The organism is Kitasatospora griseola, assembly GCF_014648555.1.
Taxonomy (GTDB): domain Bacteria; phylum Actinomycetota; class Actinomycetes; order Streptomycetales; family Streptomycetaceae; genus Kitasatospora; species Kitasatospora griseola.
Genome location: NZ_BMRI01000036.1, coordinates 2,676 through 27,476 on the forward strand (window position 1 = coordinate 2,676; position 24,801 = coordinate 27,476).

Annotated in this window: 24 protein-coding genes and 1 pseudogene; 16 read left to right on the forward strand and 9 right to left on the reverse strand. The window is 71.3% G+C overall.

Annotated features, from left to right (window positions below):
- A pseudogene (locus tag IEZ12_RS30775) lies at nt 1-578 on the reverse strand (hypothetical protein); the annotation flags it as partial.
- A 429-nt stretch (nt 579-1,007) separates the two neighbouring features.
- On the opposite strand from IEZ12_RS30775, the gene IEZ12_RS30780 reads away from it, so the two are divergent.
- Together IEZ12_RS30780 and IEZ12_RS30785 are read left to right on the forward strand one after the other, a co-directional pair.
- Nucleotides 1,008-1,418: a hypothetical protein gene (locus IEZ12_RS30780; RefSeq protein ID WP_189276711.1), complete on the forward strand. Its 411-nt coding sequence runs from the start codon at nt 1,008-1,010 to the stop codon at nt 1,416-1,418.
- A gap of 244 nt (nt 1,419-1,662) precedes the next feature.
- Nucleotides 1,663-2,547, forward strand: a complete 885-nt coding sequence (locus IEZ12_RS30785) for a GIY-YIG nuclease family protein (RefSeq protein WP_189276713.1) — start codon at nt 1,663-1,665, stop codon at nt 2,545-2,547.
- Between the two features lie 418 nt (nt 2,548-2,965).
- On the opposite strand, the gene IEZ12_RS30790 is transcribed toward IEZ12_RS30785, so the two are convergent.
- Entirely contained in the window at nt 2,966-3,922 is a 957-nt protein-coding gene (locus IEZ12_RS30790; protein ID WP_189276825.1) for a 5'-3' exonuclease, read from the reverse strand.
- Nucleotides 3,923-4,071: 149 nt separating this feature from the next.
- Entirely contained in the window at nt 4,072-5,139 is a 1,068-nt protein-coding gene (locus IEZ12_RS30795; RefSeq protein ID WP_189276715.1) for a cation diffusion facilitator family transporter, read from the reverse strand.
- Nucleotides 5,140-5,315: 176 nt separating this feature from the next.
- Here IEZ12_RS30795 and chrA point away from each other — a divergent pair, with 176 nt between their 5' ends.
- On the forward strand, nt 5,316-6,506 hold the full coding sequence (chrA, locus tag IEZ12_RS30800) for a chromate efflux transporter (RefSeq protein WP_229848348.1): 1,191 nt from the start codon (nt 5,316-5,318) through the stop codon (nt 6,504-6,506).
- Nucleotides 6,507-6,539: 33 nt separating this feature from the next.
- Here chrA and IEZ12_RS30805 read toward each other — a convergent pair whose 3' ends face one another.
- A complete protein-coding gene (locus tag IEZ12_RS30805) occupies nt 6,540-6,974 on the reverse strand; it encodes an NUDIX domain-containing protein (protein ID WP_189276717.1) in 435 nt (144 codons plus the stop codon).
- A 126-nt stretch (nt 6,975-7,100) separates the two neighbouring features.
- Here IEZ12_RS30805 and IEZ12_RS30810 point away from each other — a divergent pair, with 126 nt between their 5' ends.
- Nucleotides 7,101-7,334 carry a hypothetical protein gene (locus IEZ12_RS30810; protein ID WP_189276719.1) on the forward strand — a complete coding sequence of 78 codons (234 nt, stop codon included), beginning with the start codon at nt 7,101-7,103 and terminating at the stop codon, nt 7,332-7,334.
- A 51-nt stretch (nt 7,335-7,385) separates the two neighbouring features.
- Here IEZ12_RS30810 and IEZ12_RS30815 read toward each other — a convergent pair whose 3' ends face one another.
- Complete coding sequence (locus IEZ12_RS30815; RefSeq protein WP_189276720.1) at nt 7,386-8,114, reverse strand: gamma-glutamyl-gamma-aminobutyrate hydrolase family protein; 729 nt, start codon at nt 8,112-8,114, stop codon at nt 7,386-7,388.
- A 217-nt stretch (nt 8,115-8,331) separates the two neighbouring features.
- On the opposite strand from IEZ12_RS30815, the gene IEZ12_RS40440 reads away from it, so the two are divergent.
- The gene (locus IEZ12_RS40440) at nt 8,332-9,438 is read left to right on the forward strand and encodes a DUF2510 domain-containing protein (RefSeq protein ID WP_189276722.1); all 1,107 of its coding nucleotides are present in this window, start codon (nt 8,332-8,334) and stop codon (nt 9,436-9,438) included.
- Between the two features lie 19 nt (nt 9,439-9,457).
- Here the strand turns inward: IEZ12_RS40440 and IEZ12_RS30825 are convergent, their stop codons facing one another.
- The 3 genes from IEZ12_RS30825 to IEZ12_RS30835 form a co-directional block, all read right to left on the reverse strand.
- A complete protein-coding gene (locus IEZ12_RS30825) occupies nt 9,458-10,609 on the reverse strand; it encodes an RNA polymerase sigma factor (protein WP_189276830.1) in 1,152 nt (383 codons plus the stop codon).
- Nucleotides 10,610-10,662: 53 nt separating this feature from the next.
- Entirely contained in the window at nt 10,663-11,073 is a 411-nt protein-coding gene (locus tag IEZ12_RS30830) for a YciI family protein (protein WP_189276724.1), read from the reverse strand.
- A gap of 112 nt (nt 11,074-11,185) precedes the next feature.
- Nucleotides 11,186-12,250, reverse strand: a complete 1,065-nt coding sequence (locus IEZ12_RS30835; protein ID WP_189276726.1) for an IS701 family transposase — start codon at nt 12,248-12,250, stop codon at nt 11,186-11,188.
- Between the two features lie 336 nt (nt 12,251-12,586).
- Here IEZ12_RS30835 and IEZ12_RS30840 point away from each other — a divergent pair, with 336 nt between their 5' ends.
- From IEZ12_RS30840 to fdxA, 10 genes are all read left to right on the forward strand, one after another.
- On the forward strand, nt 12,587-13,177 hold the full coding sequence (locus IEZ12_RS30840; protein ID WP_189276728.1) for a TetR family transcriptional regulator: 591 nt from the start codon (nt 12,587-12,589) through the stop codon (nt 13,175-13,177).
- 390 nt (nt 13,178-13,567) lie between these two features.
- On the forward strand, nt 13,568-14,812 hold the full coding sequence (locus IEZ12_RS30845; RefSeq protein ID WP_189276730.1) for an NAD(P)/FAD-dependent oxidoreductase: 1,245 nt from the start codon (nt 13,568-13,570) through the stop codon (nt 14,810-14,812).
- A 106-nt stretch (nt 14,813-14,918) separates the two neighbouring features.
- Nucleotides 14,919-15,257: a cupin domain-containing protein gene (locus IEZ12_RS30850; RefSeq protein WP_189276732.1), complete on the forward strand. Its 339-nt coding sequence runs from the start codon at nt 14,919-14,921 to the stop codon at nt 15,255-15,257.
- Between the two features lie 11 nt (nt 15,258-15,268).
- Nucleotides 15,269-16,879, forward strand: coding sequence for a class I tRNA ligase family protein (locus IEZ12_RS30855; protein ID WP_189276734.1), 1,611 nt, complete (start codon nt 15,269-15,271; stop codon nt 16,877-16,879).
- Nucleotides 16,880-16,956: 77 nt separating this feature from the next.
- Complete coding sequence (panD, locus tag IEZ12_RS30860; protein WP_043911639.1) at nt 16,957-17,334, forward strand: aspartate 1-decarboxylase; 378 nt, start codon at nt 16,957-16,959, stop codon at nt 17,332-17,334.
- Nucleotides 17,335-17,454: 120 nt separating this feature from the next.
- Nucleotides 17,455-18,795: a SidA/IucD/PvdA family monooxygenase gene (locus IEZ12_RS30865; RefSeq protein ID WP_189276736.1), complete on the forward strand. Its 1,341-nt coding sequence runs from the start codon at nt 17,455-17,457 to the stop codon at nt 18,793-18,795.
- Complete coding sequence (locus IEZ12_RS30870) at nt 18,792-19,877, forward strand: NAD(P)/FAD-dependent oxidoreductase (protein ID WP_189276738.1); 1,086 nt, start codon at nt 18,792-18,794, stop codon at nt 19,875-19,877. The genes IEZ12_RS30865 and IEZ12_RS30870 overlap by 4 nt, the downstream gene beginning before the upstream one ends.
- The gene (locus tag IEZ12_RS30875; protein ID WP_189276740.1) at nt 19,874-21,208 is read left to right on the forward strand and encodes a hypothetical protein; all 1,335 of its coding nucleotides are present in this window, start codon (nt 19,874-19,876) and stop codon (nt 21,206-21,208) included. Before IEZ12_RS30870 ends, IEZ12_RS30875 begins: the two co-directional genes overlap by 4 nt.
- A 2-nt stretch (nt 21,209-21,210) precedes the next feature.
- A complete protein-coding gene (locus IEZ12_RS30880) occupies nt 21,211-22,122 on the forward strand; it encodes a VOC family protein (RefSeq protein ID WP_189276742.1) in 912 nt (303 codons plus the stop codon).
- Between the two features lie 3 nt (nt 22,123-22,125).
- On the forward strand, nt 22,126-22,452 hold the full coding sequence (fdxA, locus tag IEZ12_RS30885; RefSeq protein WP_043911643.1) for a ferredoxin: 327 nt from the start codon (nt 22,126-22,128) through the stop codon (nt 22,450-22,452).
- On the opposite strand, the gene IEZ12_RS30890 is transcribed toward fdxA, so the two are convergent.
- Nucleotides 22,447-23,442, reverse strand: coding sequence for a LysR substrate-binding domain-containing protein (locus tag IEZ12_RS30890; protein WP_189276744.1), 996 nt, complete (start codon nt 23,440-23,442; stop codon nt 22,447-22,449). The two genes, fdxA and IEZ12_RS30890, sit on opposite strands and share 6 nt — an antisense overlap.
- A gap of 105 nt (nt 23,443-23,547) precedes the next feature.
- On the opposite strand from IEZ12_RS30890, the gene IEZ12_RS30895 reads away from it, so the two are divergent.
- Nucleotides 23,548-24,786, forward strand: a complete 1,239-nt coding sequence (locus IEZ12_RS30895) for a cytochrome P450 (protein WP_189276746.1) — start codon at nt 23,548-23,550, stop codon at nt 24,784-24,786.
- The last annotated feature ends 15 nt before the right edge of the window (nt 24,787-24,801 follow it).

Genomic DNA, 24,801 nt, shown 5'->3' on the forward strand with positions numbered 1-24,801 from the left:
CCGGGCTTCTGCCGGCTCAGCGGCCGAACAGCCCTGCGCCCGTGCAGGAGCTTCGGTTTGGGCAGCGGCGAACTGGTGCTCCACAGCACCCGGTGCCCTCGCGCTGTGGTGGCAGCCGCGTGCTCAGCCAGGAGTTCAGTCAGGTCAGCACCCTCGGTCCACAACCGCAACTCCCCGCTGGCCTGCCTGTGGTCGAAAGCCACGTGCACAGAGGTACGGACGGGCCGGGCCAGGAGGCCGGCGACTCCATGGATCGTCTTGTCGTTGTCCCGGGTCGGGAGCAGATCGAGCACCGGCCGGAACGCCTCGGGCCCGGCGAGGTGGACGTCCAGCCGATTCGGCAGCGGGCTCACATCGACCACGCCGAACGGAGCCGTGCCGAGATCAACCTCGGCTGTGCTGCGGGCGACCGCGGAGAGAAAGAGCGCTTCGAGGAGCGCCTGTGTTTCGTCGGCCTGCGGAATGAGCCGGGCGAAGCTGTCGAACTGGCCGATGCGGCGTCGGACCACTTCGAGTGGCTCCTGGGTGAAGTCGGCGCGCGCGGACGCTGCTTGCTGGTGCATCATGATCGCTTCCACTCTGGAGAAGTGAGGTGCCCCGACCCGGCGCGAACTGACGCAAATACGTGGTGAGTTTGTCCTTGGCGATGGCGTGCGGACATACATGCGAAGAAGGTTCTCCGTCAGTGCCGACAGGTCGGATAAGGCACCCGGATCTGGCCCCTCGCACGGGCCAGGCTGGTTCCAAACCATAGAGCATTGCAGTCGGCACTTCTGGCGTCTGCTCGACCTGTTCACTCGAATGGGGAGTGAGGTGGGTGGTCGACAAGCCATCCAGTGCACCATCGCCAGCGCGGTCGCCGGGCCCTCGCCTGGTGGACGACCGCCAGTGCCTGCGGGGCATCGTGCTGTACGCCGGCATCACCTGACAGCAACTGCTGCTGGAGCTGGGCTTGGGCTCCGGACAGAACTGCTGGCGCTACCTGGGGGCGCTGGCAGGAGGCCGGTGTGTTCGAGTCGCTGCAACGCATACTCCTGGCCGAGTCGAACGCGGCCGGACTGATCGATGGGACGCGCGCTTGCGTGGACGCTGCCCAATGCGGGCGAAAGAGTGAGCGAGGCAACCGGCCCGTCACCGGTCGACCACCGCAAGACTGGCAGCAAACACTATCGCCGTGGTGGTTCGTGGTGCCGAAGTGCTGCTCGTCTGCCAGTGAGACGACGAACCGCTGGCGTCCGCTGGCAGTTCTCAACCGAGGTGATTTCCTCGCCGAGTACCCGGCTGGCGAGGCCCAGAATCAGGAAGCGGTGGAGAGCGCCGAAGTGATGTGGATTTCGAGAAACGCGGTGCCCCGGTTCATCTCCGTCGATACGATCTTCCCGCCCATCCTGAGCCACTGGGGGAGTCAACATGACTGAGCCGACCAGCACTAAGCCGGGCATCGCTGTGGCCATCATCATCCAGAACGGCCGCGTGCTGACGGTCCAGTGTCGGGTCAAGCACGAGCAGCTGCCGTACGCATAGCGCTTCCCGATCTCGCCGTCGCTCTTCGCATGAAGTGCGGTCACGGAAAGGTGTCCGGGCCGGCCGTCACAAGCTGATCTTGGATGCCCTCTGCCCTTGGTGGACTGACACTTCGGAACCTCTCGCCTAGGAGAACACTTGGCCAGCTTCACCGACCCGAGGCTCACCATCGGCGTCCTCAATGTCGCGATCGACACCGGCGTAATCGGTGCGTACTGGGCTGGCTACCGCGAGGGCTACCTCCTTGCCGCAGACGGCCCAGAAATCCTGCCTGGGTATATCGAGGCAGCCGAACGACTGGAGTACCTCGAAGATCTACACGCCATCCTCGAAGAGCAGCCCAGCACCTTCGCCAACCGGCGCAGGATCAAGAAGATCAAAGGAGAAAAGGCCCAGCAGAGGGAAGCTCTAGAGGAGTTTAACTCCGAGAATCTTATCAAGAAGAGGTCCAGAGAGGTCGACATGGCGCTCTCACTTTTGGATCTCATCGGGCGCGAGCGTGTAATTTCAGGCACTGATGCCGCCTATTCGGCAGGCTTCACCAACGGGTGGGTCTGGTCCACCTACCAGCGCGACGGCCACATGCTGGAACCCCTCGTGCCGCAGCAAGCCCAGGAGTCAGCTCGGAAAGACCAGGAGATCCGAACCCGCATCTCCTACCGTAAACCGCTTACCGGCTCAGGCGTTCCCCCTGCGAGTCGAACTCACGTCTACATGATGACGGCCGCCGGATCTCAGCTCATCAAAATCGGCGTGGCAAAGAACCCGATGCAGCGTCTTCGGGAACTTCAGACCGGAAGTCCGGGAAAGCTCGACGTTCTATGGCTCATCGAGGGAACTCCCGCCCTTGAGAAAGCGCTGCATGGCAGGCTCGCCGCCTATCGCGCCCGCGGCGAGTGGTTCGATCTTAAGCCACTCGGCAGTCCCGTAGGGGCGGTTGAGAAGCATATCGCCGAGATCAGAGAACAGTACAAGGGCCGGCTGTCCCGGTATTTCTACGAAGACGACACCACTGTTTCCTAAGAACTCGTAACACGATCTTGGTTTCCTTGCCCCCTCTCTCGCGAAGGGCATGGCGACCCGAGCGACTGGCGACTGCGGTGATGCTCTAGGCGGGGGTGACGGCGCCGGGGCCTGTCACCCTCCGTGAGGAGGGTGACAGGCCCCGGCGCCGCCCTGCCTGGCTGACGCCCAGTCAGCTATCGGTGTCGCCATTTCACACTCATTTCACATGAGGGCGAGGGCGGGCGAGTAACGGCGAGAGCTCACGAGAGACGTTTTCGCAGGTCAGATGGCCTAAATGGGCCTCCTGGCCAAGTGGCACATGGGGGCCGATTCAGAGGTCGTAGTACAGCTCGAACCCGCTGCGCCCAATTGCCTCAGTCGTCTGTGGAAGGGGTGGGCGTCCTCAGCGCGCAGAGGGCGCTGCCGGGCTTCGTCGTCAGCGGGTGGCGGCGAGGGTGTCGAGGAGGCGGGTGAGGGAGGTGCCGAGGCCCCAGCGGGTTGTGAGGGCTTCGAGGGTCATGGGGTCGAGGGGTTCGCGGGGGAGGGTGGGGTCGAAGTCGGGGATCGGGACGTCGGTGGCGACGCGGACGACGGTGGGGGCCACGTCGAGGTAGGCGGCGCCTTCGAGGAGGTTCTTGCGGCGGGCCGGGGTGAGCTTGGAAGCGGGGTCGGCGGCGGCGGCGCGGATGCCGGCCAGGTCGCCGTACTCGCGGATGAGTTGGGTGGCGGTCTTCTCGCCGATGCCCTTGACGCCGGGGAGGCCGTCGCTGGGGTCGCCGCGCAGGGCGGCCATGTCGGCGTACTCGGAGCCGGTGACGCCGTACTTGTCGAGGAGCGCGGCCTCGGTGATGACCTCGGCGTTGCCGACGCCCTTGACGGGGTAGATGACCTGGACGCCACGCGCGTCGTCGACGAGCTGGAAGAGGTCTCTGTCGCCTGTGACGATCAGGACGCGCGCGGGTTGGTAATCTGCAGTCTCCCGGTCGCCGGTGACGATCTCGACCGGGCCGGTGGCGCGGGTGGCCAGGGTGCCGATCACGTCGTCCGCCTCGTAGCCGGGCGCGCCGACCCGGGCCAGGCCGATGGCGTCCAGCACCTGCTCGATCACCGGGACCTGCGGGGCGAGGGTGTCCGGCACCTCCTCCTCGCCGTCGGTCGCGGCCTCCGCGACGCGGTGCGTCTTGTAGGTCGGGATCAGGTCGACCCGCCACTGCGGGCGCCAGTCGGCGTCCATGCAGGCCACCAGGTGGTCCGGGCCGTGGTCCTGGACCAGGCGGGTGATGAAGTCCAGCAGGCCGCGCACCGCGTTCACCGGCTCGCCCTGCGGCGAGCGCAGTGAATCCGGCACGCCGAAATAGGCGCGGAAGTAGAGGCTGGCGGTGTCGAGCAGCATCAGGCGCGGTGCGTTCGGTGCGGTCACCCCTCGATCATGCCGCACGCCACCGACAGCGCGGCCGACGCCGGGTCAGCGCGGCCGCCGTCCGGTCGGTGCGGTCGACGCGTCCGGTCGGCACGGGCGCGGGCGCGGGCGCGGGCCGGTGGTCAGTGCGGGTGCGGGCCCGAGCGGTGCACCGGGCCGTGGGCGTCCTCGCAGTGCTCGCGGGCCTCCTGCTCGGCGGCGGCCGCCGCGCTGCTGGAGGAGATCTGCAGCAGCCCGTCCGCGCCGCTCTCGCCGACGTGGTCGACCTGGAGGGTGGCGTGGGTGATCCGGTACTCCTCGCGCAGCCGCCGCTGCAGCTCGCGCTGCACCGCGTGGCAGTCGCCGCCCGGGGTGACCAGGATGTGCGCCGACAGCGCCGGCTGGTTGGAGGTGATCTCCCAGATGTGCAGGTCGTGAATCTCCTCCACCTGGTCGGTGTCCACCAGCCGGTCCGCGACCTGGTCCGGGTCGATCCCGGCGGGCGCCGCCTCCAGGAAGATCCGCGCCGAGTCCCGGACCAGCCCGATCCCGGCCCGCAGCATCAGCGCCACCACCACCAGCGAGGCGATCGCGTCCGCCCGGACGAACCCGGTGAACAGCACCACCGCACCGGCCACCGCCGTCGCGATGAACGCGTACAGGTCGGTCAGGACGTGCTGGAAGGCGCCTTCCACGTTCAGCGAGGACCGGTTCGCCTTCGACATGCACCAAGTGGCCGCGATGTTCACCACTACGCCCACCAGGGCCGTCACCAGCACCAGCGACCCCGTCACCGCCGGGGGCGAGATCAGCCGGGTGACCGCCTCGTAGCCCAGCCACGCCGACAGCACCAGCAGCGTCACCCCGTTCGCCTGCGCGGAGAGGATCTCCGCCCGCTTCAGCCCGAACGTGTAGCCGCCGCGCGCCGGACGCGCCGCCAGCCGCATCGCCACCAGCGCCAGCGCGATCGACGCCGCGTCCGTCAGCATGTGCGCCGCGTCCGAGATCAGCGCCAGCGACTGGGCGGCGAAACCGACCACCACCTCGCCGGCCATGAACACCACCAGCAGGATCAGCGCGCTCCACAGCCAACGGCGGTCCGCGTCCGCCGCGACGGCGTGGCTGTGGCCCGCGTGGCCACCGCGCCCGTGGTCGTGCCCGTGGTCGTCGTCGTGATCGCGATCGTGGTCGTCGTGCGCGTGCTCGGCCATCGAGGCTCCTCCGCTGCGGTCTCCGACCCCGAAGTGAACCCCAATTCGGAGGAAGATCCAAAGGCTGCACTGGTGACCGTTGTCGTTCTCCTGTAGGCCATTCGGGTCAGGTAGGGTGCGGCCCGCATCCGCGCAGGTCGTGCGGGTTTTCGAGGCAGCGACGGGAGCGCGGAGTGGTGACGGAGCAGGTGCCGCTGACGGTGATCGCCAAGGAGTGGGGCCGGATCGGCGTGCTCGGGTTCGGCGGGCCGCCCGCGCACATCCTGCTGCTGCGCCGGCTGTGCGTGGAGCAGCGCGGCTGGCTCGCCGCGAGCGAGTTCGAGGACGGCATCGCCGCCACCAATCTGCTGCCCGGACCCGCCTCCACCCAGCTGGCGATCTTCACCGCCTGGCGGGTGCGCGGCAGGGCCGGCGCGCTGGTCGGCGGGGCGGCGTTCATCCTGCCCGGGCTGGTGCTGATCCTGCTGCTGTCCGCGCTGTTCCTGTCCGGCAACCCGCCGCGCTGGGTGCTCGGCGCGGCCGCCGGGGCCGGCGCGGCGGTCGCCGCCGTCGCCGCGCAGGCCGCGAGCGCACTCGTCCCGGCCAGCCTGCAGCGCGCGGGAGCCGGCGCGGCCCGGGTCCGCTGGGTCTGCTACCTGCTGCTCGGCGCGGCGGCCGCGGTCCTCACCGGCCCGTGGCTGGTGCTGGTCCTGCTGGCCACCGGCGCCGCCGAGATCGCCTTCCGGCGCGGTGCCCGCCGAATCAGCCGAACGGGTGACACCGCGCCGCCGCGACCGAAGGGTGACGGCCCGCGCGCCGCGCTGCCGCTGCTCGTCCCCGGCCTGGCCGCGACCGGCGGGTTCGGCGCACTCGCCTGGGTCGCCTTCAAGGTGGGCGCGCTCTCCTACGGCGGCGGCTTCGTGATCATCCCGCTGATGCAGCAGGACGCGGTGCACCGTTACCACTGGATGACGGACGGCCAGTTCCTGAACGCCGTCGCCCTCGGCCAGATCACCCCCGGCCCGGTCGTCCAGACCGTCGCCGTGGTCGGCTACGCCGCGGCGGGCGTCCTCGGCGGACTGTTCGCCGCGGCCGTGGCCTTCGGCCCCTCCTTCCTGCTCGTCCTGCTGGGCGCCGCCCACTTCGACCGCCTGCGCGCCAACACCGCCGTCCAGGACTTCCTCACCGGGGCCGGACCGGCCGTCATCGGCGCCATCGCCGGCTCCGCGATCCCGCTGGCGCTGGCCCTGCACCAGCCCTGGCAGTACGCGATCCTCGCCCTCGCCGCCGCCTGGCTCCTCCTCCTGCGCCGCACCGTAGTCCCCTGCCTGCTGGCCGCCGCCGCCCTCGGCACCCTCGCCGCGATCTCCGGCCTCACGCTCCCGTAGGGCGACGGTGCCAGGGCCCCCGGATACCGACCCCTATGCCGGGGTGACCAGGGTGCCGTCGTCGATGGCGTCCAGAAGGGCGGTCCTGATCTGTGGCGGCATCAGGTTCAGTGCGCCCAAGGCGTCGGCGGTGAGGGGGACTTCCTGGAGCAGGTACTCACCGCGGTCGTCACGGGAGAATTCGGGACCGGTGCGGTCGTCGAAGTTCCAGGCGGCGATCCGGGCGGTGTAGAAGTGCTCGATCTCGCCCTTGTCGTTCGGCAGTTGGCGGAACGGGCGCAGGTCGGTGGCTTCCCCGGCGATCTCCTCGCGGATCTCGCGGAGCAGCGCGGACTCCAGGCCGGTGTCCTGGTCCTCGACGCCGCCGCCGACGAGGACCTGGTACGGGTCGATGCCGGGGCGGACGCGGTTGATGACGAGCATGGTGCCCCGCTCGGTGAGCAGGACGGCGCGGACACGTTGCTTCATGGGCGTGGGTCTCCGTTCGGTGGTGGTCGGTCGTGGGTCAGTATCTACACCGGCCGCTGCCTCATCGACCTCGGTGAACCCGGCCCCGCTCACCGGGAGATCACCGAGGGCGTCGGGCTGCTGCCCGTGAGCCGTGACAGGACGAGGGCCGTCTTCCTCGGCCATGAGGCGGAGAGCCTGGCGCAGCAAGGCGAGATCGACCACGGTGCAGCCGTTGCGCTGCGCGCGCTCGTGCCGGCCCGGCGCATCGGCGCGATCCGTTGCATCCGGCAGATCACCGCGCTGAGCAGCACGTTTCGGCCCCACCACCGCACATCCGGGGTCGACGCACTCCTCGGCGCCGTCGACTTCGCCCGCTGACCACGCGGTGAGTTCGGTCGCTCGCGGGGCGGACTCCGGAGTGCTTCGGCGTCAGGCGGCCGGGACCGGGATCGGGGTTCGGCGGGTGGCGTGGAGGAGGGCGTGGGCGAGGCGGGTGTCGTCGCCCTGTTCGGGGTGCCACTGGACGCCGAGGGTGAAGCCGGGGCCCTCGATGGCCTCGACGGTGCCGTCGGTGGCGTGGGCGCAGGCGGTGAGGCCTTCGCCGAGGCGGGCGACGGCCTGGTGGTGGTAGGTGGGGACGACGACGGAGGGTTCGGGGAGCAGGTCGGCGAGCAGGGTGCCGGCGACGGGGTGGACGGGGTGGCGGCCGTACTCGGTGGGGGCGCCGAGGTGGTCGTGGTCCTCGCCGACCACGTCCGGGAGGTGCTGGATCAGTGAGCCGCCGCAGACCACGTTGAGCAGTTGCATGCCGCGGCAGATGCCCAGCAGCGGGGTGCCGGAGGCGAGCGCGGCGCGGATCAGCGCGGCCTCCCACAGGTCGCGCTCGGGGGCGGAGGCCACCGTCCGCGGGTGGGCGGGTTCGCCGTACAGCGCGGGGGAGACGTCCTCGCCGCCGGCCAACACCAGGCCGTCGAGGCGGGCCACCGCGGTGGCCGCGTGCTCGGGGGCGTCGGGCGGCAGCAGGACGGCGATGCCGCCGGCCTGCTGGAACAGGGCCGGGTAGCGCTCGGGGAGCAGGACCGACCGCATGGAGTCCCACCGCCCCCAGCCGGCGTCGGTGAGGAAGGTGCTGATGCCGATCACGGGGCGAGAGGTCATGGCGCGCATTCTGTCCCGCTGCCGCGCCCCCGGTAGTGCGACGCTCCACCGGCGTGCGCCTGTCAGGCGCGTGGAGCACAGAACACACCCCGGTCGGCGTACCCGGACCACCCGAACAGCGGTTGTGCGCGATTCTCACCCGAATCTCATCGCCGGACCCCGGATTGTGGCCGCACGCTGATTTCCCGCTTATCCGGGGCCGCTTAGGGTCTTGGGTGTGACCGAGCAGCAGATTCCGGCCGGGTGGTACCCGGACCCCGTCGACACCGACAGCGACCCCCGCCCCGAGCGCTGGTGGGACGGCAAGGGCTGGACCGCCAGCACCCGCCCGGCCTCGGCCGCGCCCACCGGCGCCCCCACCGGCGCCCCCACCGGCGCGCCCGCCGACACGCCGGCCGACGCCGTGCCGTCGCCCGCGTCCGGCACCGAGGACACCAACGTCCTGGAGGGCACCGTGCTGGACGCCTCCGGGCAGGCCGTCCACTATCCGCCGCTGCCCCCGTACGGCGAGCAGCCGCCGGTCAAGCCGCGCCGCGGCCCGTCCAAGCCGGTGCTGATCGCGGCCTCGGCGGCCGCGCTGCTCGGCCTGGCGGTCGGCTCCGGCGCCACCTACCTGGCGATGGACGGGCGTTCGGACAGGTCCGCCTCCGCCCACCAGACGCCGCAGGGCCGCCACGGGTCCAACGGCACCCCCGGCGACGGCCAGGGCGGTCAGAACGGCCAAGGCGGCGGGAACGGCAAGGGCGGCGGCCCCGGCAGCGGCCTGCCGAGCTTCCCGGGCCAGGGCGGCGGGGGAAGCGGCAAGGGCGGCGGCGCGAGCACGAACCTCGCCGTCGACATGGTCAACGGCATCTCGTTGACGATCCCGGACGGCTGGACGGGCGGCACCACCACGGACGGCTTCGCCAGCGCGTTCGTCGGCGAGTACACCTGTGTCGACGGTTCGGACACCTGCTCGCTGGGCGGCGTCTCCACCAGCCGGATCAGCGGCACCGACGCCAAGCAGGCCGCGCAGCAGGACATCGCGGACGCCGCGAAGGAGTCCTACGGCGCCATCACCGGCCACCAGGAGCTGAAGAGCGAGGCGGTCACGGTGCTCGGCCGGGCCGGCTACCTGGTGCGCTGGCAGGTGAACGTGTCCAAGGGCAACAACGGGTACGTGCAGACGGTGGTCTTCCCGACCGCCGACGGCAAGGCGCTGACCGCCGTCCGCTTCGGCTTCGACATCGCCGACAAGGCCCCGGGCGTCGACCAGATGGACGCCATCGTCAAGGGCATCGCCACCGTCCAGGGCGGCCCGGCGGGCACCGGCACCACCACCTGAACGCCGGCCGCCGCGCGGCTCAACCCTCTTCGCGCAGAAGGGTGTTGAGCCGCGCGGCCTGCCGCACCAGATGGTCCCGCTCGGCCACCGCGCCGGCCTTCGCCGCGGCCTCGGCGTACAGCCGGGCCGCCGCCCGCAGGTCGCCGGAGCGCTCGTGCAGGTACGCGGACGCGGCGGTGTGCCGGGGCAGCGCGTCGTCCAGCGCGGCGAGCGCGGCCAGGCCCGCCCGCGGGCCGTCCGCCTCGCCGACCGCGACGGCCCGGTTGAGCCGCACCACCGGACTGTCCGTCAGCGCGGCCAGCTCGTCGTACCACTCCACGATCTGCACCCAGTCCGTCTCCTCGGCCCTCGGCGCGTCCGCGTGCAGCGCGGCGATCGCGGCCTGCGCCTGGAACTCGCCCAACCGGTCACGGGCCAGCGCGGCCTGAAGGACCGTCACCCCCTCGGTGATCAGCGCGGTGTCCCACCGGGTGCGGTCCTGCTCGGCCAGCGGGACGAGGCTGCCGTCCGGCGCGGTGCGCCCGGCCCGGCGGGCGTGGTGCAGCAGCATCAGCGCCAGCAGGCCGGACACCTCCGGGTGGTCGACCCGGGCGGCCAGCTGCCGGGTCAGCCGGATCGCCTCCGCCGCCAGGTCGACGTCCCCCGAGTAGCCCTCGTTGAACACCAGGTACAGCACCCGCAGCACCGTCGCCAGGTCGCCCGGCCGGTCCAGCCGCGCCCCGCTCACCGTCCGCTTCGCGCGACTGATCCGCTGCGCCATGGTCGCCTCCGGCACCAGATACGCCTGCGCGATCTGACGGGTGGTCAGCCCGCCGACGGCGCGCAGCGTCAGCGCCACCGCCGAGGCCGGCGTCAACGACGGGTGCGCGCACAGGAAGTACAGCCGCAGGGAGTCGTCGGCGGCCGGCACCGGCCCGGGCTCCGGCTGCTCGTCCACCAGGTCCTCGCGGCGGCGGCGCGAGGCGTCCGAGCGGGCCGCGTCCAGGAAGCGCCGCCAGCCGACGGTGATCAGCCAGCCCTTCGGGTCGCGCGGCGGATCGGCCGGCCAGGTCCGCACCGCCTCCAGCAGCGCCTCCTGGACGGCGTCCTCGGCGGCCGCGAAGTCCGCGCCGCGACGGACCAGGACGGCCAGCACCTCCGGCGTCAGGACACGCAGCAGTGTCTCGTCCATGGCGTCCGCCCGGCCGTCCCGCTCGTGGTCGTCCACTCGGCGACGGTGGTCGTTCACTCGGCGACGGTGTTCGGCATCTCGGTGAGGAACGGGCGCAGCTCCAGCCACTCGTGGATCGGCTCGCCGTTCGCGCCCGGCGCCGCGGAGAGTTCGCCGGCCAGCTCCAGGGCCCGCTCGTAGGAGTCCACGTCGATCGCCATCCAGCCGGCGATCAGGTCCTTGGTCTCGGCGAACGGCCCGTCGGTGACCGGCGGGCGGCCCTCGCCGTCGGACCGCACCCAGGTGCCCTGCGGGGCCAGCGCCTGCGCGTCGACGAACTCGCCGCTCTCCTTCAGCCGGTCCGCGAAGGCGTTCATGTAGTCGATGTGCGCGGTGACCTCCTCGGGCGTCCACTGGTCCATCGGCACGCAGTTCACCGCCAGCGGGTTGCCGCGGTAGTGCTTCAGCAGCAGGTACTTCGCCATCGTTCTCACTCCTCAGTGGTGACGCGACCCATTGTGGTCGCCTTCACCCCGGGGACGGAGCCGTGCCGGGGTTCTCGACACGGCTCCGAAAAATCTTTTCCGCCGCCCGGTCCTACGGGACGTCGGCCAGCCTCCGGTAGGCGTAGGCCGCGGACATCAGGGTCATGTAGCGGTGCCAGCCCGGGTAGGAGCGGCCCTCGAAGTCCTGCAGACCGAAGTCCAGCGCCAGTTCGCGCGCCGCCTCACCGGTGGCCGCGTGGCATTCGACGAGGGAGAGCAGTTCGTCCGTCCGCTGCCGCACCATGTTGGTGATCCAGACGACCGCGGGGCGCCGTCGCTCGGTGACCAGGCGGTACGTCTCTCGCGACCGGCCGCCGGTGGTGGAGGGCAGCCGGACCAGGCCGTGCGGGGCGCCCAGCGAGGACGCGGTGGATGCCTGGAGTTCGCGGCCGGCCTCGGAGACCGGTACGACCGTGAGGTCGCCGGGGACGGCGAGTACGAAGTCGTGGCCGTGGCGCATCAGGAGGCGCAGCAGCTCCGATGTCCTCCGGGTGCCGCGGATGTCGGCCACGAGTGGGGCGGGGGCCAGGTCACCGGAGCGTTTCAGCCGATCCACCATGTCGAGGGCGTCGGCCCAGATGGGCAAGGGCCGCACGTTGCTCGGGACGCGCGCCTGCCCGCGAAGATAGGGGAGCGACCAGTCCTCCGGGAGGTGCAGACGCCAGTCGACGGGCACCGCCGAAACCCGGTCGGACAGGAACAGCCCGATCCCCACCTGGCAGTTCACCGTCCGACCCAGCTGGGGAACGAAGCGCCGGTGCACCCCGCACGAGTGTTCTCCGCGTTTGGGCAGAACCGTGGTGGCGACCGTCCATGCCTGGGGCCGCAGCCGCGTTTCGGCCCAACAGGCCAGCTCATGACGGACGGCTTCCCAGTGCCACGGACTGGAGTTGACGAACTGCTGGAGCGATTGCGAGGCGGTCGGCGAGTCCGTGGCGGCGGCCGCCACGCTCCGGACCGTCTTCTTGCCCGGGACGGTGAGCAGCCCGTGGAGGTAGGCGTGGCCCCGGCGGCGCTGATCGGCACGCTGCAGATGGACGAACACGGCGTCCACAAAGGCGGACAACTGATCAGTGGAGGGCACTGAACCGGCGGCAATGGAGCAGCGTAACTGCATTGGCACCCTTCCCTTTGAAGCGTCGCTCCCGGAGCCAAGAATAATTGAGTCGACGATGTTTTCAGAGACTGGAAACCAGACAGCACACATCGGGGCAAATCGACTTCATATCGAGGTCATTGCTCGGGGTGTGGAAGGATTCGGCCACCGGCTGGTCCGAGGGTTCGAACCCGGTGCAATCGCACTGCGGCTGCGATGCCGCGTGCCGCGTCGCTCAGCACCATCAGGTGGCTGATCTTCGCGCCGCCTCCCTGTACCGGCCGTGATTGCAAATGCTTCCCTGGGGAGTTCCAGCCTCCCCGCCCCTGCGACCAGCCAATGCCCCGGAGCCACCACATGCAGGCACGAGCAGTACGAACCCGAATCGCTCTGGTCCACGCAGCCGCCGCGGAGTTCGATCGACACGGCTATGCGGGCACGTCAATGCTGCAGGTGTCCAAAGCGGCGGGCACCACCACCGGCGCCCTCACCTTCCACTTCGGCTCCAAGATCGAACTGGCGGACGCCGTCCAGGACCTCGGGCGCAGCGCGGTCCGCGCCGTCGTCGACCGTGTGACGGCGGGCGCCGGTCCTCCCCTCGATCTGATCGTCGAGCTCACGATGCATCTCGCCAGGCTCCTGGAGGACGACATCGCCGTACGGTCGACCGCCCGGCTCATGCGCGAACGCCCCGACGGCCGGCCCGGGTTGTCGGCCTGCTGGCTGCCGGCGGTCGGCGAACTGGCCCGCCGCGCCCACCGTGCGGGCCAGTTGCGGGCCGGCACGTCCCCGGCCGCCCTGGCCTCGCTGGTCGCCCACCTGCTCACCGGGACCGAGGCCCGGACGCGTACCGCCCTGGAGGAAGCCAGGAAACCGGACGCCGTGGAGCAGCTCCGGCAGATCTGGGACATCACCCTGCGCGGAATCTGCGCCGACCGGGAAGTCTGAGCAGTTTGACCGCGTTTTGCAGCGCGGATCTCCTTTCCTCTCACGAGACCCATCCGACCCACTCCTTCCGTTCCGCATCTCGGGGAACACCGCCCGGGATCCCGCACGACGTCAATGTCCCGTTCGCCGAATAACAGGGCCGAACAGGACATCTGCACGGTCGGAATTCGGTGGAAGGCCGGCGGTGTCCGGCACGCCCCTCAGTCAAGATTCATTCCGGGGCATTCGCGCCGTGGCCCAAAGTGAACGACGAGTGTCACGTCCTCGTCTCGTCCCGGCCCGATGCGGCAGCGATGATTCAATTCATGACGAACTCGGCACAACAGGTTCGGCCGACGATTTCCACGGCCCTGCCAGGCGTGCTCGTATTCATGTTCCGGAGGGGATTCCATGGCGAAAGCTGAACGCATTGACGCAGTCATCGTCGGCGGCGGGATCGCCGGATCCGCGCTGGCCGCCGCCCTGGCCGGGGACGGGCACCAGGTGCTGCTCCTGGAGCGGCAGACCGTCTACCGGGACAAGGTCCGCGGCGAAGTGATCAACTGCTGGGGTGTCGCGGAACTCCTTGAGCTGGGCCTGGAGGAGTGCATTCTCAAGGCCGGTGGCACCTACGTCGACCGCTTCGTCGGATTCGACGAAATAGTCGACCCGGAAACCGCCCGGGCCAGAGCCCTGCACCTGGACAAAATGCTTCCCGGAATCCGCGGAGTGCTGGACGTCGGGCACCCCGAGGCCTGCGAGGCGCTGTCCAACGCGGCGGAGGCCGCCGGCGCCACCGTCGTCCGGGGCGTGGGCGACGTCCTGGTGAGCGGTGGAGCCAACCCCCGGGTCCGCTACGAGCACAACGACCTCGAGTACGAGGTGGACTGCCGCCTCGTGGTGGGCGCCGACGGGCGGATGTCGACCGTGCGCCGGCAGCTGGGCATCGGCCTGACCCAGACCCCGCCGAACTCCCTCGGCGGCGGGATGCTGGTGGAGAACCTGGACGCCTGGCCGGTGAACGTCACCTCCATCGGCACCGAGGGGGACCTGCTGTACTTCGTCTTCCCGCGCGAGGGCGGTCGCGCACGGCTGTACCTGCTGCACGACGTCGCCCAGAAGGGCCGGTTCTCCGGGCCGAACCGGCACGCCGAGTTCCTGCAGGCCTTCCAGCTCGATTGCCTTCCCGACCGCGAGATGTTCGCCACGGCCACGCCGTCCGCGACCTGCGCCTTCTACCCGATGAACGACGCGTGGGCCGATCTGCCCTTCGCCCCGGGGGCGGTACTGGTCGGGGACGCGGCCGGGTGGACCGATCCGGTCATCGGGCAGGGGCTGTCCATCGCGCTGCGGGACGCGCGCATGGTGCGCGACGCCCTGCGGTCCTCCAGCACGTGGGAGCCGAAGGCCCTCGAACCCTACGCCCGGGAGCGCGAGATCCGGATGCACCGCCTGCGGATCTCCGGCTCGGTGCGCACCACGATGAACATGACCTTCACGCCCGCGGGCGTCGCCCGCCGCCGGGCGTACGCCGAAGTGTGGCCCACCGACCCGGTGTTGGCGGGATCGCGGATGGCCACCTTCAAGGGCCCCTTCCAGGTGCCCCCCGAGTCCTTCGAGCCCGAGGTCATCGAGCGCCTCTTCGCCCTGGGATGACCCGGGCCCCGGGCCCGGCACCACTTCGCAGCACACCAGGCACACCAGGCACGCCGGCTCCCGTCGCGGGGCGGGGCGCGCGGCAGCAGACCCGAGAGGACACCGCATGCACGTCAAGACAGCGACCGGTGACGAACTGATCCGCAAGAACGGGTGCGACATCCGCCAGCTCTACCCCTGGGACGGCGTCGTCACCCCGCCGTGGAACAGCACCCTGTGCTCCATCAGGCCCACGGAGTCCAGCACCCCGCACGGGCACGACACCGACGAGACGTTCATCTTCGTCAGCGGGCGCGGCCGAACCCGGGTGGCCGACGAGGAGCGGGACGTCGTCCCCGGCGACGTCATCTACATCCCCCACGGCACCGACCACATCGTCACCAACGTCAGCGCCGACGAGCCGCTGACCTTCGTCAGCATCTACTGGCTCCAGCCCGCTCAGTGAGGAGGGGTTCCATGACGACCGACGCCTCGCACGGCGCCGACCGGGGACGACGACGGATCAACGTCACCTTCTCCCCGCCCACCCCCAACGGGGACCTCCACCTCGGACACCTGGCGGGGCCGGTGCTGGGCAGCGACGTGTGCGCCCGGGCGCAGAAGATCCACGGGCACGACGTGGCCTTCGGCACCAGCACCGACGACAACCAGACCTACGTCGTCACGACCGCCGAGCGGCTCGGCACGGAACCCGAGTCGCTCATCCGGCAGGCCTTCGACAGCGTGACCAAGACCCTGGCGCTGGCCGGCGTCGACGTCGATCTCTTCGAGCGTCCCGACGCCGACTACACCGCCTTCGTCGAGAACTTCTTCACCCACCTGTGGCGGCACGGCGCCTTCGACCGCCGCGAGGTGGAGCTGCCCTACGACGAGGTCGCGGGCGAGTACCGGGCCGAGGCCTTCGTCACCGGGCGCTGCCCGACCTGTCTGGCGCACGCCCGGGCCGGCGTCTGCGAGGCCTGCGGTCTGTACAACCTGCCGGGCGCGCTGCTGCCCGTGGCCGACACGGCCTCGGCCCTGCCCCGCCGGCCGGTCTCCATCTGGGTCCTGGACCTGGAGCGCCACCGGTCGATGCTCACCAACTGGTACCGGTCCTCGGACATCAGACTCCGCCCCGATCTGGAGCGGGTCGTCGAACAGTCCCTCGCCGGGCCGCTGCCGTACATTCCGGTCACCTACCCCAGCAGCTGGGGGATCCCGGTGGACTGGGACGGCCCCGACGCTCCGGGCCAGGCCGTCAACGCCTGGCCGGAGATCTACGTCGGCCACCTGTACTGGCTCGACCGGGCCCGGGCGAGCCGGCAGGCCGGCGCGGACGAGCTGGTCCAGTTCATCGGCATCGACAACGGCTTCTACAACGCGTTCGTCTACGTCGCCCTGTCGCTGCTGGCCGTGCGGCACGGGCTGCCGGTCGAGCTGCCCAGGACCCGGACCCTCACCAACCAGTACTACCTGCTGGAGGGCCGCAAGTTCTCCACCAGCAAGGGCGACGTGCGCTGGGCCGGGGAGTTCCTGGAGGCGTTCGGCCGCGACCGGACCCGCTTCGTGCTGTCGCTGACCAGTCCCGAGCTGCAGCAGTCCGAGTTCAGCGAGCCCGTGGCCGCCTCCACCCTGGCCACCCGGTTCGACGCCCCCGTCGCGACCATCGCCGGGAAGTTCACCGCCGCCCTGGCCGGGCGGTCCGTCGACGCCGAGCCGTCGCCCTGGTGGACCACCGCGCTGCAGGCGTCCCGCCGGCGCTTCGAGGACGCCTACCGACTGGAGACCTTCTCCATCCGCAGGGCCGCGGAGGCGCTCGCCCTGCACCTGGAGGTCCTCGCCCTGCGCTGCGCGGACCTCGACACCGACGACCCCGGCGAGGTCTCCGGCGCCCTGCAGTACCTCTGGACGCTGCGCACCCTGGCCTGGCCCGTGACCCCGGACCTCGCCGAGCAGGTGTCCGACGCCTTCGGCGCCCCCTCCACGGTGGGGAACCCGCCCCTGCTGGCAGACCTCGACCGCCGACCGCCGGCCGCTTTCGCCCGGTTGTCCGTCGGCCGCAGCCTCCCGGCGCCCGAGGGCAGCTGAACCGCCGCGCAACCGACCGTTTTCCATCCGCCGTCCCGCGCCGACCCGCACACCACACACCGTCAGGGAGACGCATCATGCAGCGCACCTTCATGCACTCGAAGATCCATCGCGCGACCGTCACCGACAGCAACCTGAACTACGTCGGTTCGATCACCATCTCGCCGGAACTGCTGGAGGCCGCCGAGATCGGAGTCCACGAACTGGTCCACGTCGTCAACGTCAACAACGGCGCCCGGTTCGAGACCTACACCATCCTGGACGACTCCCCGGAACCCCCGGCGGGGCAGATCGTGATCAACGGCGCCGCCGCCCGCCTCGTCCAGCCGGGCGACAAGGTCATCATCATCAGCTACGCGCAGCTGAACGAGGACGAGCAGGTCGGATTCAAGTCCCGGGTCGTCCACGTCGACGACGCCAACGCGATCACCGAGACGACCCTGCTGAGCTCCTGACCACCGCCGGACCCGTCAATCCCGCCGGGGCGGGAACGGCCGCGCCGGGCGGGGCGCCCGCAAGCGCCCCGCCCGGCGCGGACCCTCCCGCACACGCGACAAGCTGAGGATGCGTGAAGAGTGACGAAGGACAAGGTTCATCCGATATTGGGTATCGGCTTCGGGCCGGCGAACCTCTCTCTGGCCGTGGCACTCGAGGAACTCGGCCGCCTGCACGAGGTCCACTTCATCGAGCGGTCGCCCGGCTTCCAGTGGCAGGACGAACAGCTGCTGCCCGGCGCGGACATCCAGAACAACCCGTTCCGCGACCTGGTCATGCAGCGCAACCAGGACAGCCCCCACACCTTCATCAAGTACCTCGCCTCCCGGGGGATGCTGACCGACTACCTGCACCTGAACACCAAGTTCCCGCTGCGCCGTGAGTACGCCGGCTACCTCGCCTGGGTCGCGGAGTCCTTCGCATCCTCCGTGGACTACCGGCAGTCCGCCACGGCGCTCTCCCTCGTCGACGACGCGGACGGCGGCGAGCTGTTCTGCGTGGAGACCCAGGAAGGCCGGCGCTATCTCGGCGAGACCGTCATCGTGGGCATCGGCCGCTCTCCCCGGATCCCGTCCGCCTTCCACCACGCCCTCGGCAGGACCGTCTTCCACTCGGCCCGCTACCTCTCCTCCATCAAGGCCCTGGCGCACGAGGACATCCGGGTCGCGGTCGTCGGGGCCAGCCAGAGCGCCATCGAGATCGTGCTCGACCTGCTGGAGCGCCCGAACGTCCGGCAGGTCACCTCCCTCCACCGCGGCATCGGGTTCCGGCTCAAGGACACCAGCCCCTACAGCCGCCAGGTGTTCCTGCCGGAGTTCGTCGACTACTTCCACCCCCTGCCCACCGCGACGAAGCGACGCCTGCGCGAGGAGCTGCGCTCCATCAACTACGCCGCCTGCGACCAGGACGTGATCGACCGGCTCGTCGGCGTCCAGCGCGAGTACGAACTCACCGGGTCCGACCGCCTGCGCCTGCTGCCGTTCACCGAGGTCACCGAGGTCGCCACCGCGGCGCCGGGCGGACCGCACCGCCTGACGGTGCGCGACATCAACCACTTCACCGCGGAAACCGTCGACGCCGACGTCGTCATCCTGGCCACCGGCTTCAAGGACTTCGGCACCGGTGCGGGCGACGAGCGCTACCACCCGCTCCTGGAAGGCGTGGCCCACCGCCTGCCCCTGGACGACGACGGCGTCCCCGTCGTGGACCGCGACTACTCGATCTCGCTCAAGGCCTCCGCCACCGCCCCGCGCCCGCTGAAGGTCTACCTCAACGGACTGTGCGAGGCCAGCCACGGCATGGGCGACGCCGGGGCCCTGGCCATGCTGTCGGCACGGTCCTCCGACGTCACCGAATCGCTCCTGCTGCTGCGGGACGCGGACGCCCCCCGGCGCCGGCTGGCCGAACGGGTCCTGCAGTGACGACGGCCCTCACGGCGGACGTGGCGATCGTCGGCGGAGGCATCATCGGCCTGGCCACCGCCGAACGGCTCACCGCCCACGGCGCATCGGTGGTCCTGATCGACGACACGGGAGCCACCGGCGGAGCGACCAGCGCCTCCGGCGGGCTCGTGCGCGCCTTCGAGCCCACCGGCGCCCACGCCGCCTGGGCCGCCGAAGGCTGTGCGCGCTACCAGCGGCGCGGCTGGCACGGCACCTGGCCCGAGCTGCGCGAACACGGCAGCCTGACGCTGCTCGACCGCGACGCCCTGGTCCGCGCCGGGGCGGCACTGGAGGCGGCGCACGCCGCCGGGCACGAGACCGTCGTCCTCGACTCCGGCGAGATCGCAAGGACGTTCCCCGGCCTCGCCGTCCCCGAGCACCTGCTCGGCGTCCTCGAACCGCGCGCCGGCTGGCTGCCGGTCACGGCCGTCGCCCGGGCCGTGCTGCGCGACGCCGGGAGCACGCTGCGCCTGCTCACCGCCCGGGCCACCGCGCTGCTGACGCGCCCCCTGTCCCGCATCCGCGGCGTCCGGACCACCTCGGGCCCCGTGTACGCGGACGCCGTCCTCCTCGCGGCCGGCGCCGAGAGCGAGCCCCTGGCCGCATCCGTGGGCGTCCGGCTGCCCATGCGCACCCGGGCGGTCGGCTACTGCCTGTTCCGCTGCGAGGACGCCGCGAGCCTGGCGAACCTGCCCACCGTCGTCGACGGCAGCACCGGGGCGTGGCTGCGGCGGTGGGACACCGACGGAGTCGTCCTGGCGGGCGTGTCCTCCACCCGGACCGGCGTGCCCGCCACCGTGCGGCGGACCGTTCCGGCCGCCGAGGAGCAGCGCGTCCGCAGCGTCGTCCGGCACCGGTGCCCGCAGCTCTCGGGCGCCCGGGCCGTCGGCGGCGTCGCCGCCTACGACGCCCTCACCCCCGACGGCCCGGGAGCGGTCACGAGCTGGCCCCACCCCCGGGGCCTGGTCACCGCCGTCGGCTGGAACGGGGGCGGCTTCAAGCTCGCCCCCGCCGTCGGCCGGCACGCGGCCGACGAGCTGCTCAAGGCGGTCGCCCGATGAACGACGCGACGTCCTGGCGGCTCAACCCCACCGACGAGATGCTGCACCACGCGGCGCAGTCGCTCGGCTCCTCCCGCGTCGTCCAGGTCCTGTGGCGCTTCTCCGCCCCGCTCCCCGCCGAGGCGCTGCAGGCCGAATGGCGACGCCTCGACGGGGGACTGCTCAGCCGCCGAGCGGCCCCGGCGCGCTTCCCGGGAGCCCGCCGCACCTGGGTCCGGGCCGCCAACACGCAGCCGCTGCACCTGGAGCAGCGGCCGCTGACCGACGCCACCGCGCCGCAGTGGATCGACGCCCAGATCCAGGAGCCCCTGCCGACCGACTCCGCGGCGCTGTGGCGCCTCGCGGCCGCCCCCTACCAGGGCGGCTGCCTGGTCTCACTGACCGTGCCGCACTTCCGCAGCGACGGCCTGGGCATCCTCAACGCGCTCGCCGGCAGCACCGTCGCCCGCCGGCCCGCCGGCCTGCGCCACAGCGATGCCGCCGACGCGCTGCGGCAAGTGGGAGGGGCCGTTCTCCAGTCGGCCCGCTGGTCCCTGGAGCTGGCCGCGAACCCCCGCCGACGCGCGCTGATCGGCGCGGCACTGCGCCGGCGCCCCGCCCCGCCGCCAGGCCCACCGGCGCAGCCCCGCTTCTTCACCACGGCCATCGTCGACGTGGACGCCTCCGCATGGGAGGAACGGGCCCGCGCCTGCGGCGGCACGACCAACAGCCTGTTCCTGGAGATCGCCGCCAACCTCGTCCGCGCCCACGTGCCACGCCCCCGGCGGAGCGACATCGAGCTCGGCATCCCGATGAACCTGCGCCGCGGCGCGGCCGACGAACGCGCCAACGCCCTGGTCGTCGTCCCCCTGGGCGTGCCGGACCGCCCCGTGCAGCACGAAGACCTGCGCCGGACCCGGCAGGCGACGAAGACGCTCCTGGCGGGCTCCGGCGCGCACAGCGCCACGCTGGTGCCCGCACCGCTGTGGCACCTGCTGCCGACACGCCTCGCCGGTGCGCTGAAGAACCCCGGTGCGCAGCAGACCGACGCGGTGGCCTCCAACTTCGGGCAGGCCTCCGACGCCGTGGCCCGTCTCGCCGGCCGCACCGCCGAGTCCGTGGCCCTGCGCACCATGAACGTGCCGGGCCTGCACCCGGACAAGGCCCGGCTCCGGGCCTCGCTGTGCCTGTGCCGGCTGGGCTCCCGCATGGCCCTGACCGTCACCGGCATGCCCGACCACTTCGGCGACTCCACCTCGCTGCACCGGCTGGTGGCCGAGGAGTTGACGGCCTGGGGGCTGACCGCGCGGCCGTGGTGGTGCGCCCCCGCCCCCGACCCGAAGAAGGGCTGACGATGTCCGTGCCCCGACGACCCGCCGACCCCGAGCGCTGGTTCCGCACCCGGCCCGACTCCTCGGCGCTGCCCCGGCCGCGGTTGCTCGCCCGGTCGCTCATCGACGTGCGCGACCTCGACGATCACCTCGCCTTCTACGAGCGCCTGCTCGGCGTGCCCGCCGACCTGCGGATGCCCATCCCCGACTTCGGCGGCCTGGAACTGGCCGCCGTCGGAAACCTCCTCCTCATCGCCAGCGAACGCCCCTTCACCGCGGTCCAACGGCAGACCGCCTACTCCCTGATCGTGCCGTCGCTCGACCGGCAGCTGGCGCTGCTGGACGGCACCGGCACCACCGTTCTCGAACCGCCCGAGCCGATCCTGCCGGGAGCCCGGGCCCGGGTCCGCTACCCCGACGGCACGGTGGCCGAACTGGTCGAGCACCGGCCCTGGAAGGGCGAGCAGGCCCGCCCGGGCGTCTCCACCGACCCGCACCTCGCGACGCCGCGGCTGCTGGTGCGGCGCGCCGTGCACGCCGACGACTTCCCGGGCGCCGTCCGACTCTACGAAACGCTGCTGCAGACCTCCGCGACCGCCCCGCCCGAGCTGACGGGTCCGCAGCGGGCCCGCACGGCGATCGTGGGGAATCTCCTCCTGGTCGGCCTGGCCACGGCCCCGAGCGCTCCGCAGCCGCAGCTGGCCCTGATCACTCCCGCCGGGGAGCATCCGACCTCTCCCGCCCGCGGGACCGCCGGCGCCGTCGTGCTCCCCGGCCCGGTCACGGCCGAACTCTGGAGCGAGCACCCCGCGGCGGCCCGGGAGCCCCTGCGGCCACCGACGGCCGAACAACCCGACGCCGCCGGCGAACAGCGGGGCGAGGGCGACCTCGCGGCGCTGCCCGCCGGCGCCGACCCCCGGAAAGCGGAGGACTGAACCATGGCGTACGTCATCGCCCAGCCCTGTGTGGACGTCAAGGACAAGGCGTGCATCGAGGAGTGCCCCGTCGACTGCATCTACGAGGGCCCGCGCAAGATGTACATCCAGCCCGACGAGTGCGTCGACTGCGGCGCCTGTGAGCCGGTCTGCCCGGTCGAAGCGGTCTACTACGAGGACAACGTGCCGGCCGAGTGGGCGGACTACGCCGCTGCCGACCGCGGGTTCTTCGTCGAGCTCGGCTCGCCCGGCGGAGCCTCGGCGACGGACCCCGCGGACGCCGACCACCCGCTGGTGGCGGCCCGGCCGCAGGCCGATCCGGCGTCATGAGACGGTCCCGGTGCCGGCCGCCGCACGGTGCCCCCGGCGCTGCCGCGGCAGCGGGACCGCCGCGCCGGCCGCCGGGGAAGCACGCCGCGTCGCGTCCGCAGCGCCCGCGACCCGCTCGCGGCAGAACGCGGCGAACGCCGCCGCCCGCCGGGTGGGCCGGGTGCCCGAGAGCCGGGCCAGTCCGACGGGGAGCGGGACGACGTCGTCGGCGATGCGCCGCAGCTGCAGGCCCAACCCTTCGTAGCTGACGGCCAGGGCGGGGCGCTGGATGAGCAGGGAGTAGCCGGCGCCGCGGGCGACCAGGCTGCGGACCGTCTCGAAGCTCTCGGTGCTGTACCGGATCCGGGGGCTGACCCCGGCGGCGGCGAGCACCTCGGTGAAATAGCGGAGGCTGGGCGGCACGTCGAGCATGATCATGTCGTGCTCGGCGAGCTCCGCGAGCCGGACCGCCTCCGCCCCGGCCAGTGCGTGCCCCTGCGGCAGCAGGACGTGCGGCACGACGGAGTACAGCGCGTCGAAGTCGATTCCGGCCTGAATGTCGGCGCCGTAGAGCAGGGCCAATTCGCATGTTCCCTCGCGCAGCAGGTCCTGCAATTCGTCGAGGGATCCTTCGACGAAGTCGAGGGTGACATCGGGACAGACGGTCCGGAATTCTTCCAGCACGCACGGCAGCAGGAACGGCGCCAAAGTGCTGAAACAGCCGATCGTCAGCCGGCCGGCCAGCCCGCGGCCCGCCTCCCGCATTCCGAGCCGGAGTTCCTCGCTGCGGGCGAGCAGCGCCCGGGCCTCCGGCAGGAACAGGCGTCCGGCGGGCGTGAGGGTGAGCCCCTTCGCCTTCGCGCGGACCAGCAACTGCACTCCGAGCTGGTGCTCCAGCTCGCCGATCCCCGCGGACACCGCGGACTGCGAGACGTACAGCAGCTGGGCGGCAGCGGTCATCGTGCCGACTTCGGCGGCCGTCACGAAATAGTCCAACTGACGCAGGCTCATGCGCTCAGCCATGAGAAAAACCCGGGTTTCCGTCCATATCAATCACCTTTCCAGGAGAGCCGGGCCCGGCGACACTGGAGATCACCGAACCCAGGAGGTTCCGTCATGACGGACGCGATGGCGTGCCCCGTCAATCACAGTTTCGATCCGCTGGGCGACGCCTATGTCGCCGACCCGTATCCGATCCTTTCCGGAGTGCGTGAAGAGGCAGCGGCTTTCTACGCGCCGGCGATCGACATGTGGGTGATCACCCGCTTCGACGACATCCAGAGCGCCTTGATGGACCCCGGGACGTTCTCCGCGGCGGTCGGGCAGCGTCCGGTCTTCCCGCTGGCCGAGGAGGCCCAGTCCATCCTCAAGGCCGGCTTCCACGCCTACCCGGTGATGTCGGACTGCGACCCGCCCCGGCACACCCGGATCCGCCGCCACAACCAGAAGGCGTTCTCCGCACGGCGGATCGCGACCCTGGAGCCGAAGGTCTGGGCCAAGGCCACGGAGCTGGTCGATGCGATCGAACCCGGTGTGGTCGACCTGGTGTCGGCGCTGACCTATCCGCTCCCCGCATACATGATCTTCACGTTCATCGGCTTTCCCGATGAGGACATGGACATGTTGAAGTCGTGGTGCGGCAACCGCATCGCCTTCAGCTGGGGCCGGCCGACGCTCGACGAGCAGCGCGACATCGCCAGCAACATGGTCAACTACTGGCAGTACTGCGAGGAGTTCGTCGCCAAGCGCCTGGCCGAACCGGTCGACGACTTCACCAGCGACCTGATCCGCATCCACCAGGCGGATCCCGAGAGCCTGTCGATCCCGGACATCACGAACGTCGCGTACGGGCTGAGCTTCGCCGGTCACGAGACCACCACGAGCTTCACCGGCAACGCGGTCCGCCGGTTGCTCGTCAACCGCGGGCAGTGGGACGACCTGTGCGCCGACCGGTCGCTCATCCCCAAGGCCGTCGAGGAGATCCTCCGCTACGACAGCAGCATCCCCGCCTGGCGACGCATCACCACCAGGGCGGTCACCGTGGGCGGAGTCGAGATCCCCGCGCACGCGAAGATCCTGTTGCTGCTCGGCGCGGCCAACCGGGACGCGAAGCACTTCGAAGCCCCGGAGACCTTCGACGTCCACCGCGAGGACTCCCGCAAGCACCTCTCCTTCGGCCAGGGCATCCACTACTGCATAGGCGCCCCGCTCGCCCGCATGGAGGCGCGGATCGCCCTCGACCTGCTGGCCCAGCGGGCGCCCGGGATGCGCCTCGTCGAGGACCAGGACTTCGACTTCCCCGCCAACGTCTCCTTCCGCGGCCCGCGCAAACTGCTGGTCGACTGGCCGCAGTAGCCTGCGCCCCCCGCC

What these genes read in the sequence shown, in the direction of transcription:
- IEZ12_RS30790 (WP_189276825.1), bottom strand. Translation starts at nt 3,922, where the DNA reads ATGCTGCTCGACACCGCCAGCCTCTACTTCCGCGCCTATTTCGGCGTG.
- IEZ12_RS30795 (WP_189276715.1), bottom strand. Translation starts at nt 5,139, where the DNA reads ATGGCCGAGCACGCGCACGACGACCACGATCGCGATCACGACGACGAC.
- IEZ12_RS30805 (WP_189276717.1), bottom strand. Translation starts at nt 6,974, where the DNA reads ATGAAGCAACGTGTCCGCGCCGTCCTGCTCACCGAGCGGGGCACCATG.
- IEZ12_RS30815 (WP_189276720.1), bottom strand. Translation starts at nt 8,114, where the DNA reads ATGACCTCTCGCCCCGTGATCGGCATCAGCACCTTCCTCACCGACGCC.
- IEZ12_RS30825 (WP_189276830.1), bottom strand. Translation starts at nt 10,609, where the DNA reads ATGGACGAGACACTGCTGCGTGTCCTGACGCCGGAGGTGCTGGCCGTC.
- IEZ12_RS30830 (WP_189276724.1), bottom strand. Translation starts at nt 11,073, where the DNA reads ATGGCGAAGTACCTGCTGCTGAAGCACTACCGCGGCAACCCGCTGGCG.
- IEZ12_RS30835 (WP_189276726.1), bottom strand. Translation starts at nt 12,250, where the DNA reads ATGCAGTTACGCTGCTCCATTGCCGCCGGTTCAGTGCCCTCCACTGAT.
- IEZ12_RS30840 (WP_189276728.1), top strand. Translation starts at nt 12,587, where the DNA reads ATGCAGGCACGAGCAGTACGAACCCGAATCGCTCTGGTCCACGCAGCC.
- IEZ12_RS30845 (WP_189276730.1), top strand. Translation starts at nt 13,568, where the DNA reads ATGGCGAAAGCTGAACGCATTGACGCAGTCATCGTCGGCGGCGGGATC.
- IEZ12_RS30850 (WP_189276732.1), top strand. Translation starts at nt 14,919, where the DNA reads ATGCACGTCAAGACAGCGACCGGTGACGAACTGATCCGCAAGAACGGG.
- IEZ12_RS30855 (WP_189276734.1), top strand. Translation starts at nt 15,269, where the DNA reads ATGACGACCGACGCCTCGCACGGCGCCGACCGGGGACGACGACGGATC.
- panD (WP_043911639.1), top strand. Translation starts at nt 16,957, where the DNA reads ATGCAGCGCACCTTCATGCACTCGAAGATCCATCGCGCGACCGTCACC.
- IEZ12_RS30875 (WP_189276740.1), top strand. Translation starts at nt 19,874, where the DNA reads ATGAACGACGCGACGTCCTGGCGGCTCAACCCCACCGACGAGATGCTG.
- IEZ12_RS30880 (WP_189276742.1), top strand. Translation starts at nt 21,211, where the DNA reads ATGTCCGTGCCCCGACGACCCGCCGACCCCGAGCGCTGGTTCCGCACC.
- fdxA (WP_043911643.1), top strand. Translation starts at nt 22,126, where the DNA reads ATGGCGTACGTCATCGCCCAGCCCTGTGTGGACGTCAAGGACAAGGCG.
- IEZ12_RS30890 (WP_189276744.1), bottom strand. Translation starts at nt 23,442, where the DNA reads ATGAGCCTGCGTCAGTTGGACTATTTCGTGACGGCCGCCGAAGTCGGC.
- IEZ12_RS30895 (WP_189276746.1), top strand. Translation starts at nt 23,548, where the DNA reads ATGACGGACGCGATGGCGTGCCCCGTCAATCACAGTTTCGATCCGCTG.